Genomic DNA, 16500 nt, shown 5'->3' on the forward strand with positions numbered 1-16500 from the left:
ACAGATTCACTCAGGCTTGTCGAGGGTTCTGTTATTGGGTCTGGAGTTCTTGATATTTATTCAGGCCATTGAGAAGGTTTTGGGTGAATTCGCTTTGGCTCAGTGGATCAATTTTAGGTTGTCGCTCTGGCGTATCAACGCTTGGCGGTGCAGTGTTAATGGATGGGTTTCTTGCAGGTAATGGTGCAGAAGTCTGCGCGATGATGACATTATTACCGGTGAGTGGGAACCACTTGCCTGGGCTCCCATGTTGCTGGTTTGCCTCTCCATTTTTTGTAGTCGCTACTTCTGCAACTTGAAGGGATTGGGACGCCAAGTCTTGATTCGTATTAGATCTTATTCTCCCGAGATCATTATAAATCGCTGCAAGAGCTGCCTGACCTTGTAATGGTTCTGTTGGTGAAGGAGAAGATTGTGCATCTAATAGGGTATTTTGCTTATCAGAAACTGTGGGATCTGAGTTGGTTAATGTAGGGGCTGGAGGAGCTACAGGCGGTAGTCGGGCAAAAATATCGGTTACATCAAGAGAGGCTGTTTCGATTGCTTCTGTGGATAGAGGAGAAGTTACCTGGCCGTTTGCAACACCACTTTCAGCTATTTGGACTGTATCATCAACTTCATCAGGGCTTAAGAAGGCTTCCATGATGTTCGCGCCAATGTCTTTTCCCGTTGTTTCCTCAACAATGGAGTTGGCAATAGCAGAAACGAATCCAGAGGGTCCCCCAAAGAGCATGCCTCCAAAAACCCGCGCTGTCGGTTTAAGCTCGTCCCCGGTAATTTCCCTATAGATTGTTGAAACAACAGGGATGTGTTGGAGGGGATTAATAATATCAAGAAAATCTAAAAATCCGAACTCCTGTTCGGCCTCTCCAACTGTTTCGTCTGGGGTTGTTTCACTGATGGCCTTTTCACTGGCTGAGGTTCTTACAGGTGGATTGGCTTTTTTTGCTGGCGTTTCTTTTGGTGAGCTTTGGGTTGATTCTAGGCTGCTCTTAAAACTGTTTTCTGGTTCAGGTTTCTTTTTAGCTAAGTCCAAATCAGGTGTAACAGGTGAGATTGAACTTACAGCTATACCGTTCACCGGAAAATTTGGTGTGGGCTGGTTAGCGTAAAGTTGATCCATCATGATACATATACCTATCGATTGCATGGATTAATATGCAAGCATTAGGCCAGTTCATAGCAGGTAGGCTTTATCGGGAAGTTTAAGGCTTTGAGAATTGATCTTAGGGCAGTAGCGGCAGAGTCTTCCCTTTTAAGAGGAAAAGCTTGCCGATTATCAGCTTTAGAAAAAAGCAGATTTAAAGAAAATTATTCAAATTCAACGATACTTACCGGAATTCAACGATAATTACAGGGTGTGTCCAAAGCGGGTGGCTTTAGTTTGAAGGTAAAATTCGTTATGGCCGTTGGATGGGAAATGATGTGGCACTGTTTGGGAAACATCGATGCCGCATTCGATCAGAGAGGTTACTTTTTCTGGGTTATTCGTAAGTAATCTCACTTCATCAATACCCAATTGTCGAAGCATCTCAGCAGCTGGAATATAGATGCGCTCATCTGGATTGAATCCAACGAGTTCATTGGCATCAGAAGTATCCGCGCCATGATCTTGGAGCTCGTAAGCTCGTAGTTTATTAATCAAACCAATGCCGCGACCTTCCTGGGAAAGGTAGAGTAGTATTCCGCCACCCTTTTCGTTCATCAGCTTAATTGCTCCGCGGAGTTGGTCTCCACAATCACAGCGCAGACTGCCCAATAGATCACCAGTGAAGCATTCTGAATGAAGTCGAACCAAAGTTGGTAAGCTGGGGTCTGGGTCGCCGATAACTAATGCAAGATGTTCGATACCACCTTCTTTCGGACGGAAGGCAATAACAGTTGTTTTTTCAGCTGTATCAAGAGGTACTTCAGCTGAGGCAACTCTCTTTAGACTATAGGCTGCAGTACTGCGATATCCTGCTATATCATCTGCCTGAACCGTAAGAAGGTTATGCGCTTTTGCGAGTCCTTCTGCGGAACCATCTGGTAAGTTGACGAAAAGAACCGCGGGTAGCAGGCATGAGAGCTTAGCTAAAAGAACAGAGTTTCGAGCAAGAATTTCAGGAACATCTGTTGTAAGGAAGTCATCGTGACGAAGGTTAATCCCCAGAGGGTCGTGAACAGGATCTGCCAGATAAGCAACAGCTTCAGAAGACATGCCATCGAGAGCAAAAGCAATAACCTCTGTGGTAGAAATCAGGGGTTTGGCTTCTTTTATACCAATCGCAGCAGCGCGCCGCGCAGTTAGTAATAAGCAGGGTTCAGCCTGAGCGATATGTCTTAAAGTATCATTTATATCAGCCGAAGCAGTTTCAGAGGCTTGAATAAGGGCGGCTTGTCCTTCAGGGCGTTGAACAATAACCGCTGCGCCACGCCGCAATTCGGCAATTGCACGTTCGACTGCGGGTAGGATCCTGGCGGCGTTTTCTTCTAGCGCTGGCACTTACTTGTTCTCTCGTCCGGCTTGATTCAAAGATATTATATCACTTGGTTGTGTGATACGCCTTTTATTTAGGAAACACAGTCCCGACATTCCAGTGAAATGAGATAAAAAGCTTCTGGTCATTATACCAAAGCATGATCATTGGAAAGTGTGAATTTACGAAGTAGGTCTGAGCTTTTGCGACAAGAAGCTAAATGGGGTTTATCATTGTGCTCAATTACCTAGGGTATCAGTCACTTTTTCAGTTTACTTTAATGTTGAAAAAATCATCTTTCCAGAATGGAAAATTGGAAAAGACGAGGAGGAACACGAAATGTAGAGCGTCAACCACTTTGTCCGGTTGCGTCAACCACCTTGGCCGCTTTTGATGCGGCTGTGATCTGACGTTTATTTACGATGCTTCAGGCATATTTTTCACCTTTTTGTTTGTGGTTTTCCGCAACATTTTTTTGAGATTTTGGGCGGCTTCCCATTGTCTGTAGCTGTCGATATTCATCTCAAGAATGGTTGAGTGGTGAACAAGACGATCGATTGCTGCAACGGTCATGGCCTTATCTTGAAAAATATTGTCCCATCCGCTAAAAGGTTGATTGGCAGCAATTGCAATACTTCGGTACTCATATCGTCTGGCGATCAATTCAAAGAGCACGGATGTTTCAGATATATCCCTTTGTGCATAGGTAATATCATCGAGAATGATGAGATCAAATTTATCGAGTTTTGCGAGGGCGTTTTCGAGCATAAGTTCACGTCTGGCAGCCTGGAGTTTTTGCACCAGATCACTGGTTTGCGTATAGAGCACACGGTATCCAGCCTCTATAAGAGCATAACCTACGGCGCATAGGAGATGAGTTTTTCCTCCCCCTGAATTTCCAATGGCAATCAGATTTGCTCTTGCGTCAATCCAGTCACCGGCAGACAAGGCTTCGACCTGCGCCTTTTTCACGTTAGGCAGCCGCTTGAAGTTAAAAGTGGCCAGAGTTTTTCCGCCCAGCAGGTTTGATGCGTTGAGATGGCGTTGAATGCGTCGCGTGTCCCTTTCGGCCAATTCATATTCGGCCAAAACGGCAAGGAACCTGGCTGCTGACCAGCCCTCCTTGTCGGATTGGATTGCGATATCTTGCCAGTGTTTGTGAAAGCTGGGTAATCGTAAGTCAGTTAGCATAAGAGGCAGCTTGTGCTGATCCACTTCAATGTTTGTCATGCCCGATCCTCCAACAGAGTATCAAAGACTGATAATGAAGGTTGAACCACGGGAATATCAGGAGGTAAATCCGTGTTCTTTTTTGTGATATTCAGCTTAAGTTTTTTTGCGCAAGGTAGCCTTCCTGCATTGATTTCTCTCGAAATCAGGTGCGCGACTTCGGCCTCACAAGCCTCTTCGTGCGCAAGGAAAAGTATCCCAACCATCTGACGACACGCATCTCTGCGGGACAACTTTTTCTGAAACAATGTCCAGGCCAGGGAGTACTCGGTTCTTGGAAAAATACTGTCACGATAAATAGAATTGGCGAGTGCCTGAGGTTTACGTTTGAGAGCATGAATGACGTGATGATAATTGATAACATGAATGCGGGGGCCTTTGCCGTGCCCCCGCTCACGAGAATGGCTGACGACATGAGTGCTGCCTAGATAGGCTTCTATCCGGTTATCGTAAATATGGACACGCAAGCGTTGACCAATTAGGCGAGAAGGGGCGCTATAAAAAACCTGCTTAACTAAAAAACCACTTGTTTTGGTAACTCTCGACACGACTTCAGTGTAATCTGTTGTTCGCCGAGGAGGTAACGCCTTGAGAGATTTCAACTCTGTTTGGATATCTTGGTCACGATGTTTGTTCCGTCTAGCAATCAGCTCGTCCAAAAATCGCCGATACTCATCCAAAGTGTCAAAGTCATTACTGCCACGCAAAATCAGGGCCTGCTTTATCGCAGTCTTAAGGTGACCGTGGTGAGATTCAATGGCACCGTTCTCGTGTGATTCCCCTCTGTTATTTCGACTGGCCTCCATACCGTAGTGCTCAACAAAAGCAGAATAACGTTTGGTAATGTCCTCCTTTTCCTCAACGCTCAAATTCCGAAAGGCCGCAGACAGGCTGTCGGTCCGGTGGTTTTCAGGAGCGCCCCCCAAGGACCAAAGCGCATTTTGTAAGTTCTCCGCAAGGGCTGTAAAACTCTCACCGCCAAGTACGACCCCAACATGTTCCCATCGGCTATATACCAGAACAAAATGATAGAGCCGATGCACCAAAGGATCTCCTGCAATGGTAATACTTAAGTCGGCTGCATCCGTGAAATCTGATTGGCCCATGTAACCCGGCTCAGGTGTTTGCCTGAAAATGATATCCTTTTCAGGGCCATTCAGAGCCCGCCATCCCCGAACTCGGCGCTCTAACGTGCGCTTGACACGGTCATCGGGAAAACGGAGCGGATAGAGGCTCTGTATGTGGCGCAACAAAGTAATGGGTTTGACCGAGTTGTCTTTATCCAAAATGGGAAGGATGTCCTTATCCCAGATATCTTCAAGCGGATCAGAAACTGTTCGCCCTCGCTTTATATTGCGTTGTGACGGTAAAGTCGCATCAACGTCAAATCGGCGGGCCGTGCGTTCGCTAAACCCTGCGCGGGCAGCGGCGGTTCGTTGACCATGAGTTTTTCTATCTGTCATGTAAAGTCTCAGTTGTTCATCTGTGATAAATTTATACGGCAAACAGGTTCCTCCAATTACATCTAGAGGTTCCTAATTTATCAACTCACAGCAGCTTGTAACTAACACCAAATTAAGCCTTGGCCGGTGGATCTGATTATCAAACGGGCACGCCCTTTTTAATGATCAGATCCACCGGCCAAGGTGGTTGTCGCAACCGGCCAAGGTTATTGTCGCTGAACAACGAAATTTTTATCGTAAACAATTTGCAGAGTTATTCTACATCAATGATATATTTTCCAGATATATAGTAAGATAGCAAAACTGTAATCGTTCTTAATTAAAGACTTTTCTCCTGGGAAATATCATTGATTTCAGAGGTGAACTTGAATGTGAATAAGGCCAGTGTTATCTAAATTGAACACGATCTGATTATTACATGTTAGATTGTATAAAATAATTGGAGATTTAAGCTCCGAAAAATAACCCGGAACTGACTTCGTATTTGACGGAGAAACTGACAGGGTAAATAACAGGGAACTGATAAGGGGCCTATGGGATGACGACTTCGACCGGCCGTAAGATTCTGCTTGTTGATGATGATGACGCGCTTCGTTCTTCATTAAGCGAACAATTACGTTTACATGAAGAATTTGAAACCACTGAAGCAATCAACGGTATGGAAGGCCTAGAGAAGGCTAAAGGCGACTATTTTGACGCAATATTATTGGACGTTGGATTGCCGGATATGGATGGCCGAGAAGTTTGCCGTCTCATGCGTCGTGCTGGTGTAAAGAGCCCGATCATTATGCTGACAGCGGCAGAATCAGATGCCGATACTATTTTAGGTCTTGATGCTGGCGCTAATGATTATATCACTAAACCATTTCGTCTTGGGGTATTGCTTGCACGTTTAAGAGCGCAGTTGCGTCAGCATGAACAGAGTGAAGATGCTGTTTTTACCATCGGACCCTATACTTTTCAGCCGAGCGGCAAAATTCTTATTGAGGGCGAAACTCAAAAGAAAATACGTCTGACTGAAAAAGAAACATCAATCCTTAAGTACTTGTACCGTAAAGGATCTCAGGTCGTTGGCCGGGATACTCTTCTAAACGAAGTTTGGGGTTATAACGCAGGCGTAACGACTCATACTCTTGAAACTCATGTCTATAGATTGAGACAAAAGATTGAAATTGACCCTTCGAATGCAAAGTTATTAGTAACGGAGACAGGCGGATATCGTCTGGTACCTTAGTGTAGAGAATGCATAAGGTGTTACTTATTGTTTGACTTGTAATGAAGTCGGGAGATTTTAGGGCGTGTCTGAAGAGAGTGATTTTACGGTAAAATTCTGGGGAGTGAGGGGGTCTATTCCTTGCCCAGAAGATAGCCATAGGCATTACGGCGGTAATACATCCTGTGTGGAAGTAAAGTGTGGAGATCACCACTTCATTTTTGATGCTGGTACAGGAATACGTTCTCTGGGACGCGACATTTGCTGTGGCGGTGATAAAAAACAGATAGATATCTTTTTCTCTCACACACACCATGATCATATTATGGGGATGCCCTTTTTTGGGCCGAATTTTTATCCAAAAAACAAAGTCAGACTTTGGGCTGGCCACCTTTTGGAACAAAACAGTAATCTTCACGAAATACTCTGCCGTTACATGGCGGAGCCACTTTTCCCGGTACCCCCTAAGGTTTTTGCTGCCAATGTAACTTTCCATGATTTTAATGGGGGGGAAACCTTAGAGCCCTATCCGGGGCTTAAAATTCGGACGGCACCGCTTAATCATCCTAACGGAGCGACAGGGTATCGTCTTGAGTATAAAGGAAAATCGTTCTGTTACGTGACCGATACTGAACACGTACCAGGTTGTCCTGATCGCCAAATCCTTGAGTTGGTCGAGGACGCTGATTGTATGGTCTATGACAGCAGCTATACCGATGAAGAATTCCCGAATTTTGTAGATTGGGGACATTCGACCTGGCAAGAAGGTGTGCGATTATGTGAAAAGGCTGGTGTGAAGCAGCTGGTCGCCTTCCATCATGATCCTTGTCACAATGACGAATTTTTGGATAAGCAGGCTGAAGCAGCGGAAAAGGCACGTCCAGGGACACTTTTTGCCAAAGAGGGAATGGAAATCTCTCTTTGAGATCAGGAATTATCTGACCAACATATTTTTGATGACGAAAATATAACTATTGATCACGGAAAACTGACAACTCTTTGATCTTTTGGGGTATAGAATAACGATAATATAACCTTATCTATGAGGTTATTCTATATTCGCTAGAGGTTATAAGAGATGAAGTGGTTTAGCTCGGTCAATGAAACTGCTTTGCCAGAGCGTGTTCTTAATGCAATTCATGATCAGGAAAATCAAACTGAACAGCTAATTGGCTGGATTCAATTGGCTGTCGTCTCCATTTTTGGGACGCTTTATCTATTATCGCCAAAGACTTTTAATGAAGAAGTTACTTTTGCGCCGGTCCCCTGGGCACTTGCTATATATTTAGGGTTAACGGTTATTCGTATAATCTGGTCATACAAATATCGTATGCCAGATTGGTCGCTGGCTTTATCGGCTTTATTCGATATGACCTTGCTGATGGTTTTAATTTGGAGCTTTCACATCCAATACAATCAGCCTCCGAGTTTTTATTTAAAGGTACCGACGCTTCTCTATGTATTTATTTTCATTGCTATTCGCGCGTTAAGATTCGAAGCCAAATTCGTTATCATTGCGGGTCTGTTTGCCGCTCTTGGCTGGGGATTGATGATACTTTACGTCGTAAAAGTTGATTCTATGGATAGCATGATTACCCGTAATTACGTGCAATACATGACTTCAAACTCAATTCTATTAGGGGCTGAGTTTGATAAGATCATCTCGATCATAATCGTAACCCTCATTCTTGCAGTCGCGCTTATTCGTGCAAGGAGGCTATTGATACACTCGGTATCAGAAAGGCAAGCGGCAGAGGAGCTTTCTCGCTTCTTTTCTCCAGAAGTGGCAGCAAAGATTGCCCAATCTAAAGATAAAATTATAGCTGGTAATGCCGAAAGACGGGAAGCCGCCATAATGAACCTAGATATGCGGGGTTTTACAAAGATGGCGTCTAGGGAAACAGCAGAAGTTGTTATGGGTACTCTTGCTGAGTACCAACAACTCTGTGTTCCGATTATTCAAAAGCATGGTGGCAGTATCGATAAGTTTATGGGCGATGGTATTATGGCAACCTTTGGGGCTTCCGAACCATCTCAAACCTATGCTGCTGACGCTTTACGGGCCATGGACGAGCTTATGGATGCCACCCATAACTGGCAGCTTTCCGAAGGAATGGAGGTACCCAAAGTAAATGGTTCCATAGCTGTTGGTTCAGTTCTTTTTGGGGCCGTTGGGGATGATACTCGCCTGGAATACACGGTCATTGGTGATGCAGTTAATCTTTCGGCAAAACTTGAAAAATATAACAAAGATGTCGGTGTACGGGCGCTTTCTGATGACATTGCTTATAAGAGAGCTTTTGAGCAAGGCTATGAGCCACAGAGGCAAGTAAAAATACTGGAAAAAAGCGAGGTAATGGGTATTGCACGACCAATCAATCTGGTTGTCTTAGCAGAATAATTAATTGGATACGGTAATGAATAACGGGATCAGCCCATGTGATCCCGTTACTGAAGGCTTATTTATAAGGGTCTGCAGCGTCCCGGAGACCATCTCCAAGGAAATTATAACAAAGCACAACCAATATCACTGGCTGTACAGGCAATAGAAGCCAAGGGTAGAGAACTACAGCACTGATGTTTTGTGCCTCGTTTAATAAAACTCCCCACGAAGTTATTGGTGCACGCAAACCTAGGCCTAGAAAAGATAAACTGGTTTCACCTAGAATCATCATCGGGATGGCGAGTGTGGCAGATGCGATCAAGTGGCTGCTAAATGAAGGTAACAAGTGTCGTCCAATAACACGCGAGTGGGAAGCTCCCATCAATTGAGCGGCTGTAGTAAAGTCCTCTTCGCGGAGGCTGAGTAATTTTGATCTGACTGCTCTTGCTAATCCTGGCCAGTCAAGAAGTCCGAGAATAATAGATATGCCAAAGAACACACCTAGAGGACTCCAGGTCACAGGCAATAGAGCCGAGAGGGTCATAAAGAGCGGTAAACTTGGGAAGGACTTAAGGATTTCAATAGCTCTGAGTACCAGGCTATCGACAAGGCCACCAAAATAACCCGCCATTCCTCCTAGAAATGTCCCCAATACAAAGCTAATAAAAACGCCAATTAAACCAATAGTGAGTGAAATCCTTGAGCCATAAATGATCCGGCTAAAGATATCTCGACCTAGGCGGTCTGTTCCCCACACAAAGAAAGTTCCGTTTTCTGAGGGACAAACAAAGTGGAAATCTCCACTAATTAAGCCCCAGAAATTGTATTCTTGATCACTGCGGCAGAAAAACCGAAGCTTTTCTATTTTTGTCGGGTTCGGAGTATACTCGCGCTTCAGGTTTTCCATATTGAGATTGTAGTCAAAGCCGTAGACAAAAGGCCCGACGAGTTCACCCTCGTGGAACATATGAACAACTTGAGGGGGAGCATAGATAAAATCGGTTTCCCTGTTGTGCAGACTGTATGGCGCGACCATTTCAGCAAGCAAAGCTACGCTATACATACAAAACAGAATGATACCTGAATAAACTGCAAGTTTGTGTTTTTTAAACTTCCACCACATTATCTGCCACTGTGAGGCAGTAAAATATCGTTCCTGTTGCGGCGTAAGTTTGGTAACCGAATAAGGGTCAAATGGAGCTTGATTTACATAGTGTTCCAAAGGTTTATCACTCATTTTACAGCTCCTCCACCCAGGCGAATTCTCGGATCGACAGCAGCTAGAATGAGATCGGAAATAAATACACCAATAACAACAAGAGAGGCTTCAATAATCAAAAATGAGCCAGCAAGATACATATCCTGACTTAAAAGAGAGTCTACTAACATTGGTCCCGTAGTCTCCAAGCCCATGACCACAGCGACGAGAACGGCTCCTGACAGGAGATCAGGTAGGATAGAACCGATGTCAGCAATAAAGGGATTAATCGCTAATCTTAGGGGGTATTTGATAAGTATTTTGAGTGGGGATTGTCCCTTAGCTTTGGCAGTTATGACGTATTGCTTTGAGAGCTCATCAAGAAGGTTTGCCCTTAAGCGACGTATCATGCCAGCTGTACCAGATGTGCCTATGACCACAACCGGGACCCAGAGGTGTTCTAAAACTGACAGAGCTTTTTCATAACTCCATGGTTGACCAATAAATTGATCATCCATGAGACCACCGATTGAGGTGCCAAACCATACATTCGCAAAATAAAGGAGTATGAGTGCAAGGAGAAAATTTGGTGTTGCTAGCCCAATAAACCCAACAAAACTAAATACATAATCTCCAACGGAGTACTGGTTAACAGCCGTATAAATACCGATAGGGAAGGACAGGACATAGGTAAATAGAGTTGCCGCAAGAGCCAGAATGATCGTAAGAGTTATGCGATCACCAATGACCTCGGTTACGGGAAGTTCATGCTCAAAAGAATAACCAAGATCTCCGGTTACTAATCCAGAAACCCAATTAAAATATTGAACATACATGGGCTTATCCAACCCATACTCTGTCCGGAGATATTCAATTTTCTCCTGGTCGACATTTTCCCCCTGAGACTGCATTTCCGCTATCTGGGTCTCCAGAAAATCCCCTGGTGGCAACTGGATAAGAACAAAAATAATTGCCGATATAATTAAAAGCGTCGGGATCATAGCGAGGATGCGGTTGACGATATAACCCAGCATATCTATGCGTCCTCCACTTCAAGATGTGACAATAATAATTGCTCTGAATTTTTGTCTACTCTCACAAAGTGACCGCCGCCAAGGTCAAACATTTCCATTTCATTCGCTTCATTAACCGTAAAGGGCGCTGGCCATTGCTCGGGTATAGATGCTTTGCTGGAAAGCAAATGCTGTAGGTCTAATGGCCGGTCTATATCTGGGTCTGGCACTGCAGAAAATAACGCGCGGGTATAGGGGTGAACAGGGTTCTTAAATAAGAGTTCCTTTGGGGCAGTTTCTACTAGACGCCCTCGACACATAACCATGATACGGTCGGCCACATAATCGATTACTGCCAGATTGTGGCTGATGAAGATATAAGTCAGCCCCAAAACCTCTTTTAATTCTTTCAAGAGGTTGAGAACCTGGGCCTGGATGGAGACATCCAGAGCCGAGACAGGTTCATCACATATTAATAGCTCGGGTTGAAGAGCCAGTGCACGTGCAATGCCGATGCGTTGGCGTTGTCCGCCCGAGAAAGAATGCGGGTATCGGTTAATATGCATGGGGGCGAGGCCAACAACGTCCATCAATCGCTCGACCATTTTCCGTCTTTCAATGGCGTCTTTCATGCCGTGGATGAGAAGAGGTTCACCAATGAGTTCCTGGACGGTCATGCGTGGATTAAGAGAGCTATAGGGGTCCTGAAACATAAACTGGACCCGTTCTCGGAAGTCAAACAGCTCTGACTTTTGCAGTGCGAGAACATCAATCGGGTTGTTTTCCTGATCTCTGAAAATAATGGATCCACTATCAGGAGAAAGTGCCCGCATTATAATTTTTGAAAGCGTTGTTTTTCCACAGCCACTTTCACCAACAAGGCCAAGACATTCACCGCGTTTTACATAGAAACTGATATCATCAACAGCTAAGACTTTTTCGTTAGTGGTCTTAGAAAAGAAACCACTTTTTCTAATCGAAAAAGATTTGTTGATGTTTTTGACTTCTAGAAGCGGTGGATCATCTTCTGTAATAACCCGGCGTTTACGCTTGGCTGTGAGAATAGGGTTATTTGCATCATGCGTGATTTCTCTTATCGGCTTTAGACGTTCCCCGGGTTTCATATCAAACCGCGGAACAGCGTTTAAAAGTGCCTTGAGATAAGGGTGGCTGGCATGTCGGAATATGTCTTCGACGGTGCCACTTTCCATTATCTCGCCGTGGTACATGACAACGACTTCATCTGCCATGTTGGTCACGACACCTAAATCGTGCGTGATCATAAGAACAGACATATCGAGTTCGATCTGTAAGTCCTTAATAAGTTTAAGGATTTGCGCCTGTATCGTTACATCCAGGGCAGTTGTTGGCTCGTCCGCGATAAGAAGGGCAGGGTGGCAAACCAAGGCCATTGCGATGACGGCACGTTGTCTCAGGCCGCCTGAGAGCTCAAAGGGATAGGTTTGCATTGCTCTGGCGGGATCGGGAAAGCCGACCATGCGCAACATATCTGATGCCATCTCAAGAGCTTGCGATGTGCTCATCGAGCGATGAAGCTCCAGCGCTTCACAGATTTGGTTACCCACAGTATGAACCGGCGAGAGCGATGTCATTGGCTCTTGGAAAACCATAGATATACGGCCACCACGAATATTGCGCATCTGCCTGCTGTCCGGGCGGATTTTAGCAATATCAAGTATTTGACCAGGGGTTTTGGGGTCTGCAAACAGGATTTGCCCGCCAGCTACCCGGGCAACTTTGGGCAGAATGCCCATAATTGCTTGGCTAACGACGGATTTCCCTGACCCAGACTCTCCGACGAGAGAGACTGTTTTTCCCTTAGGGACACGAAAAGAAACACCTTTTACGGCATTCAGGTCACCCTCTGGGAGTTTGAAGGCCACACGTAAGTCATTGACCTGTAGGAGATCGTTCACGAATTAACCCTAGCCCCACTGTTTAAACCCTGTTGGCCTGACCTCTTTATAACTTCCACGGGTTATATTCCCGCTGTGTGTGGGTCAGGCATTTCACTATCACCATCTGGATCCAGCCCGATATCTAGCATATTGCCTACGGTGCCTGGGTCAAGCGGGGCTTTGTATTCTTTAGCAGCTTGAGTTGCGCACCATACGAGATAGCGAAATCCATATAAGCTCGAATCAATAGTTATTTTCTCTTCTTGGGTTTTGAGAGTGAGGTGTAAAACACCTTTTGGTTTTTGGTCGCGATCTTTATCTTTTATTGGGCGTCCAAAATATCGTAACTCAATGTTATTAATTGATTTCCAGGAAATTTCTTTTTGTTTCCATGATGTAAATGACAGGCCCTCCTGATCAACTTTTACTAAAGATTTATGACGTTGATAGCTTTGAAGACCAAAGAAACTGAAGATGATTAAAATGGCCCCAAAAAAGAGTATAGAAATCAAATTATCAGAGCCGTAAATTACCCCACCCGCACCGATTAAAAGCCCAAACGAGGTTTTTGCGTAGTCCCAGTAAATATCAAACAGGGGATATCGAAGGGTATGAGAAACTATTTTATCCATGAGTATTCTTTTTCTTAATCAAATTTTTAATGATTGTGGCCGAGTTTTCAGCGCCATCCATATCAAGATTTATCTTGTTAACAGTATTCATTAATGAGCCATCAACCGCTTGGGCGAGGATCTGAGGGCAAAGATCTTTTTCTGATATAACCTTCAACACACCCAGGCTTTCCAGTTTTTCAGCCCGCGTCGTCTGTTCGCTTTGGGTATCAGATGCAAAAGGAACGACGATAGCTGGGGTAGAGGTTGTTAATATCTCTAGTATGGTGTTGTAGCCAGCCTGACTGATCGAAAGCTGTGACGCCTGGAGAAGGCTTTGGAAGTCAGGCCTATTGCGTTCAACCGTCAAGCCTTTCGGGGCTCTTTTCTCAATAACTCTAAAATCTTCTTCTGGCAGGTTGTTACCCAATAATAACCGCCAGGGAACATCCTTTAATTTGCTGATTTCCTTCGCCTGTATGACAGCTTCTGCGAGCGGTAAGGCAACGGCGCCACCGCCAGCAGACACCAAGACACCGTGGCGATCCGGTGAGTGCTGCTTTTCATTTTCACTGGTCGTGGTCTCAACAACATACCCTGTATAGCTAATCTTATCGGTAATGTGCTTTGCAAGAGGGAAGCTGCCTTCGAGGGGGATGAAAGACTGCACACCATGGACTAACACGTGGTCAATATCCTTTTGAACCCGGTCGATAATCCATTCCCCTTTCCCTGGGGTTTTGTGCGTTGTCAGAATATCTCTGACGGAAGTGATAACGGGAACCTGTTGTTTTTTGGCAAGTTCTATAAGCGGATCGAGTTCAAATCGCATTTGCCTTCTTCCAAAAGGAAACATCTCCAAAAGAAGGATTTTAGGATTAGAGCTTTTAAAAGCCTGTAGCAGCAGTTCTTTTCGCCCGTCTTTCCACGAATCATCAACGACCTGATTATCGATATCAATCAAAACCTTAAAGCTGTCATCAGCAGCGTGAAGAGGCGGGAGTTGAAGAACTTTGATATCACCCATATCCAAGTCAGGGACTGGGCGACCCCCTGTTACAAAGATAACCTTCAGGCCTTTTTTATCCAGAGCCTTAGCCAGTAATGAGGCCCTTCTGAGGTGCCCAATCCCAAGGAGATGCTGGACATAAAGAAAAACATCAACGCTCATTATTTTTCCCCATGCTGGCAGCAAGATCTTCTTTATTTGGGTACTTCGGTAAAGGGAAGTCTGGGGTTTGATCTATGAGTGATAAGTTCATGGTGGAAACTTCAATGTTGCCAGAGCGTGGAATTTTAAAAAGATGAGCGCAACTATCTTTTAGTTTTTGCGGTGGTTTGCCCAACATATTCCAACCGGATGCTTTGGCGTAAATGGCCCGCATGATGCCTTTATGTGCCACGCAAACAACGGATATATCCTTGTCTCTTAAGTCGTTCAATAAGGGTTCTAGGCGTTGTTGTACCTGCCTAGGACTTTCTCCACCTGGAGGCAAGAGGTCCAAACCCATGTCTTCCATAACCTGCAAATCAGAACCGAGAGTCTCGCGTAGTTCAGGAAGGCGTTTACCTTCCCAGTCCCCCCAAGACATTTCCATAAGCAGGGGTTCAATCGTAATTGATTGTTTACCTAGTATTTTAGCCGTTTGTTGAGCTCGCTTAAGAGGACTCACGTACCAGGGAACCCGGTGCCATTCCACTGGTAGAGACCACTGTCCAACTAAATTTTCTCCGTCAGGTGAAAGAGAAATATCAGACCGGCCCTGCATACGTTTTTCGGCGTTCCATTCGGTCGGGCCGTGGCGAAGAATAAGGATTTCACTCATACAGATTTGAACTCTTCAAGGCTCTTGCCGGAAAGTATGGCACTGAGAACATTTGCTGTTTTTTCTGCGCCATTGGTATCAAGGCTTGATGGGGGGCGTTGTTTGGTTTTGAGGGTTTGCTCAATGGCGTCAGCGAGTACTTGCCCGGTGAGATTTTCTTCGTCTACGTAAGTTAGGGCATTGCTTTCAGAGAGTAATTTGGCTCTGAGGGTTTGCTCCGTTTCCAACCCACCGGAATAGGGAACAATCACCCTGGGGCAGCCTGCACGCAGAACCTCCATAACGGTATTATAACCGCCTTGGCTTATGGAAAGGGCGCAGTTGGGAAGTAAAGAAGTAAAATCTGGTCTGGAGCGTTGGATGATTAACCTGTCTTCAGCAAGACGTTCGTACTCTTCAAAGGTTTTATCAGGCAAGTTGTGACCAATGAGAATACGCCAGACCTTGTCCTTTAGAGAACTTTTTCCTCTGGCGGATATCGCCGCCTTAACCAGGCGTTCACTAACCGCGCCTCCACCTGTTGAAACAAGAACCTCGTCTATTCCATCAGTCGGGTGTGGCGCCTCGTCGACCTTCTCATCCACGACATAGCCACTATAGAGAATTTTAGGAGATATATCTTTCGCGGGGTGAAAGGTTTTATCAAAGGGAATTAAATTGGGGTCACCGTGAATCAACACATTGTCAAAATGTTCCTCCACCCAATTTAGCATTTCAATTATGCGTTCTTGTTTTGGTGCTTTTACCAATATATCGCGAACAGAAGAAATTACTTTTGGGGGTTTCTCGCAGCTTTTTGCTGCTTCGAGCAGAGGCACGAGTTCAAATCGCATTTGCCGCCGGCCAAAGGGGAACATTTCAAGAAGAATTAAGCGAGGCTTGGTTTCTTGAAATATTTTCAGTAGCTGCTCGGATCGGTTTTGTTTAAATGTCTTATCGACAGGGCGGCCATTTTGATCAAGAAGTTCAGTAAAATAAATACCGTCCGCCCGCACAGGATCAAGCTGGTAAAAGGCGGCTGTACCTGTATCTAAACCGGGAACTGCCATGCCCCCAGAAACAAAGGCTACGTTTAGGCCCGCACGCTCCATTGCACGTGTTAAAGTCGCGGCTCGACGCTGGTGACCAATACCCAGTAAATGCTGTACATAAAACAGTACATCTATGTGTTTTGTTTGACTCATT

The 16500-nt window shown here is 45.0% G+C and carries 14 protein-coding genes; 3 read left to right on the top strand and 11 right to left on the bottom strand.

Annotation, left to right across the window (positions count from 1 at the left end):
- Positions 1-31 precede the first annotated feature (31 nt).
- From ACOGW3_RS12045 to istA, 4 genes are all read right to left on the bottom strand, one after another.
- Positions 32-1126 carry a hypothetical protein gene (locus tag ACOGW3_RS12045; RefSeq protein WP_419903198.1) on the bottom strand — a complete coding sequence of 365 codons (1095 nt, stop codon included), beginning with the start codon at positions 1124-1126 and terminating at the stop codon, positions 32-34.
- A gap of 225 nt (positions 1127-1351) precedes the next feature.
- A complete protein-coding gene (ribA, locus tag ACOGW3_RS12050) occupies positions 1352-2485 on the bottom strand; it encodes a GTP cyclohydrolase II RibA (protein WP_419903199.1) in 1134 nt (377 codons plus the stop codon).
- Between the two features lie 391 nt (positions 2486-2876).
- Positions 2877-3689, bottom strand: a complete 813-nt coding sequence (gene istB, locus ACOGW3_RS12055) for an IS21-like element helper ATPase IstB (RefSeq protein ID WP_419901088.1) — start codon at positions 3687-3689, stop codon at positions 2877-2879.
- The gene (istA, locus tag ACOGW3_RS12060; RefSeq protein WP_419901087.1) at positions 3686-5194 is read right to left on the bottom strand and encodes an IS21 family transposase; all 1509 of its coding nucleotides are present in this window, start codon (positions 5192-5194) and stop codon (positions 3686-3688) included. Before istA ends, istB begins: the two co-directional genes overlap by 4 nt.
- A 496-nt stretch (positions 5195-5690) precedes the next feature.
- Between istA and ACOGW3_RS12065 the strand changes: the two genes are divergently transcribed.
- The 3 genes from ACOGW3_RS12065 (at position 5691) to ACOGW3_RS12075 (ending at position 8766) form a co-directional block, all read left to right on the top strand.
- Positions 5691-6386, top strand: a complete 696-nt coding sequence (locus tag ACOGW3_RS12065) for a response regulator transcription factor (RefSeq protein ID WP_419903200.1) — start codon at positions 5691-5693, stop codon at positions 6384-6386.
- Positions 6387-6450: 64 nt separating this feature from the next.
- Positions 6451-7290, top strand: a complete 840-nt coding sequence (locus ACOGW3_RS12070) for an MBL fold metallo-hydrolase (protein WP_419903201.1) — start codon at positions 6451-6453, stop codon at positions 7288-7290.
- 153 nt (positions 7291-7443) lie between these two features.
- Complete coding sequence (locus ACOGW3_RS12075) at positions 7444-8766, top strand: adenylate/guanylate cyclase domain-containing protein (RefSeq protein WP_419903202.1); 1323 nt, start codon at positions 7444-7446, stop codon at positions 8764-8766.
- 58 nt (positions 8767-8824) lie between these two features.
- Here ACOGW3_RS12075 and ACOGW3_RS12080 read toward each other — a convergent pair whose 3' ends face one another.
- The 7 genes from ACOGW3_RS12080 to ACOGW3_RS12110 all read right to left on the bottom strand — a co-directional run bounded on the left by ACOGW3_RS12080 (position 8825) and on the right by ACOGW3_RS12110 (position 16499).
- The gene (locus tag ACOGW3_RS12080) at positions 8825-9985 is read right to left on the bottom strand and encodes an ABC transporter permease (RefSeq protein WP_419903203.1); all 1161 of its coding nucleotides are present in this window, start codon (positions 9983-9985) and stop codon (positions 8825-8827) included.
- Entirely contained in the window at positions 9982-10980 is a 999-nt protein-coding gene (locus ACOGW3_RS12085) for an ABC transporter permease (protein ID WP_419903204.1), read from the bottom strand. The genes ACOGW3_RS12080 and ACOGW3_RS12085 overlap by 4 nt, the downstream gene beginning before the upstream one ends.
- Positions 10981-10982: 2 nt before the next feature.
- Positions 10983-12896 carry an ABC transporter ATP-binding protein gene (locus ACOGW3_RS12090; RefSeq protein WP_419903205.1) on the bottom strand — a complete coding sequence of 638 codons (1914 nt, stop codon included), beginning with the start codon at positions 12894-12896 and terminating at the stop codon, positions 10983-10985.
- Between the two features lie 62 nt (positions 12897-12958).
- Entirely contained in the window at positions 12959-13510 is a 552-nt protein-coding gene (locus ACOGW3_RS12095; protein WP_419903206.1) for a hypothetical protein, read from the bottom strand.
- A complete protein-coding gene (locus ACOGW3_RS12100) occupies positions 13503-14660 on the bottom strand; it encodes a glycosyltransferase family protein (RefSeq protein WP_419903207.1) in 1158 nt (385 codons plus the stop codon). Before ACOGW3_RS12100 ends, ACOGW3_RS12095 begins: the two co-directional genes overlap by 8 nt.
- Positions 14650-15315, bottom strand: a complete 666-nt coding sequence (locus ACOGW3_RS12105; protein WP_419903208.1) for a histidine phosphatase family protein — start codon at positions 15313-15315, stop codon at positions 14650-14652. Before ACOGW3_RS12105 ends, ACOGW3_RS12100 begins: the two co-directional genes overlap by 11 nt.
- Positions 15312-16499, bottom strand: coding sequence for a glycosyltransferase family protein (locus ACOGW3_RS12110; RefSeq protein ID WP_419903209.1), 1188 nt, complete (start codon positions 16497-16499; stop codon positions 15312-15314). Before ACOGW3_RS12110 ends, ACOGW3_RS12105 begins: the two co-directional genes overlap by 4 nt.
- Between the last annotated feature and the right edge of the window lies 1 nt (position 16500).

Source organism: Kiloniella sp., from assembly GCF_965205715.1.
GTDB lineage: Bacteria > Pseudomonadota > Alphaproteobacteria > Kiloniellales > Kiloniellaceae > Kiloniella.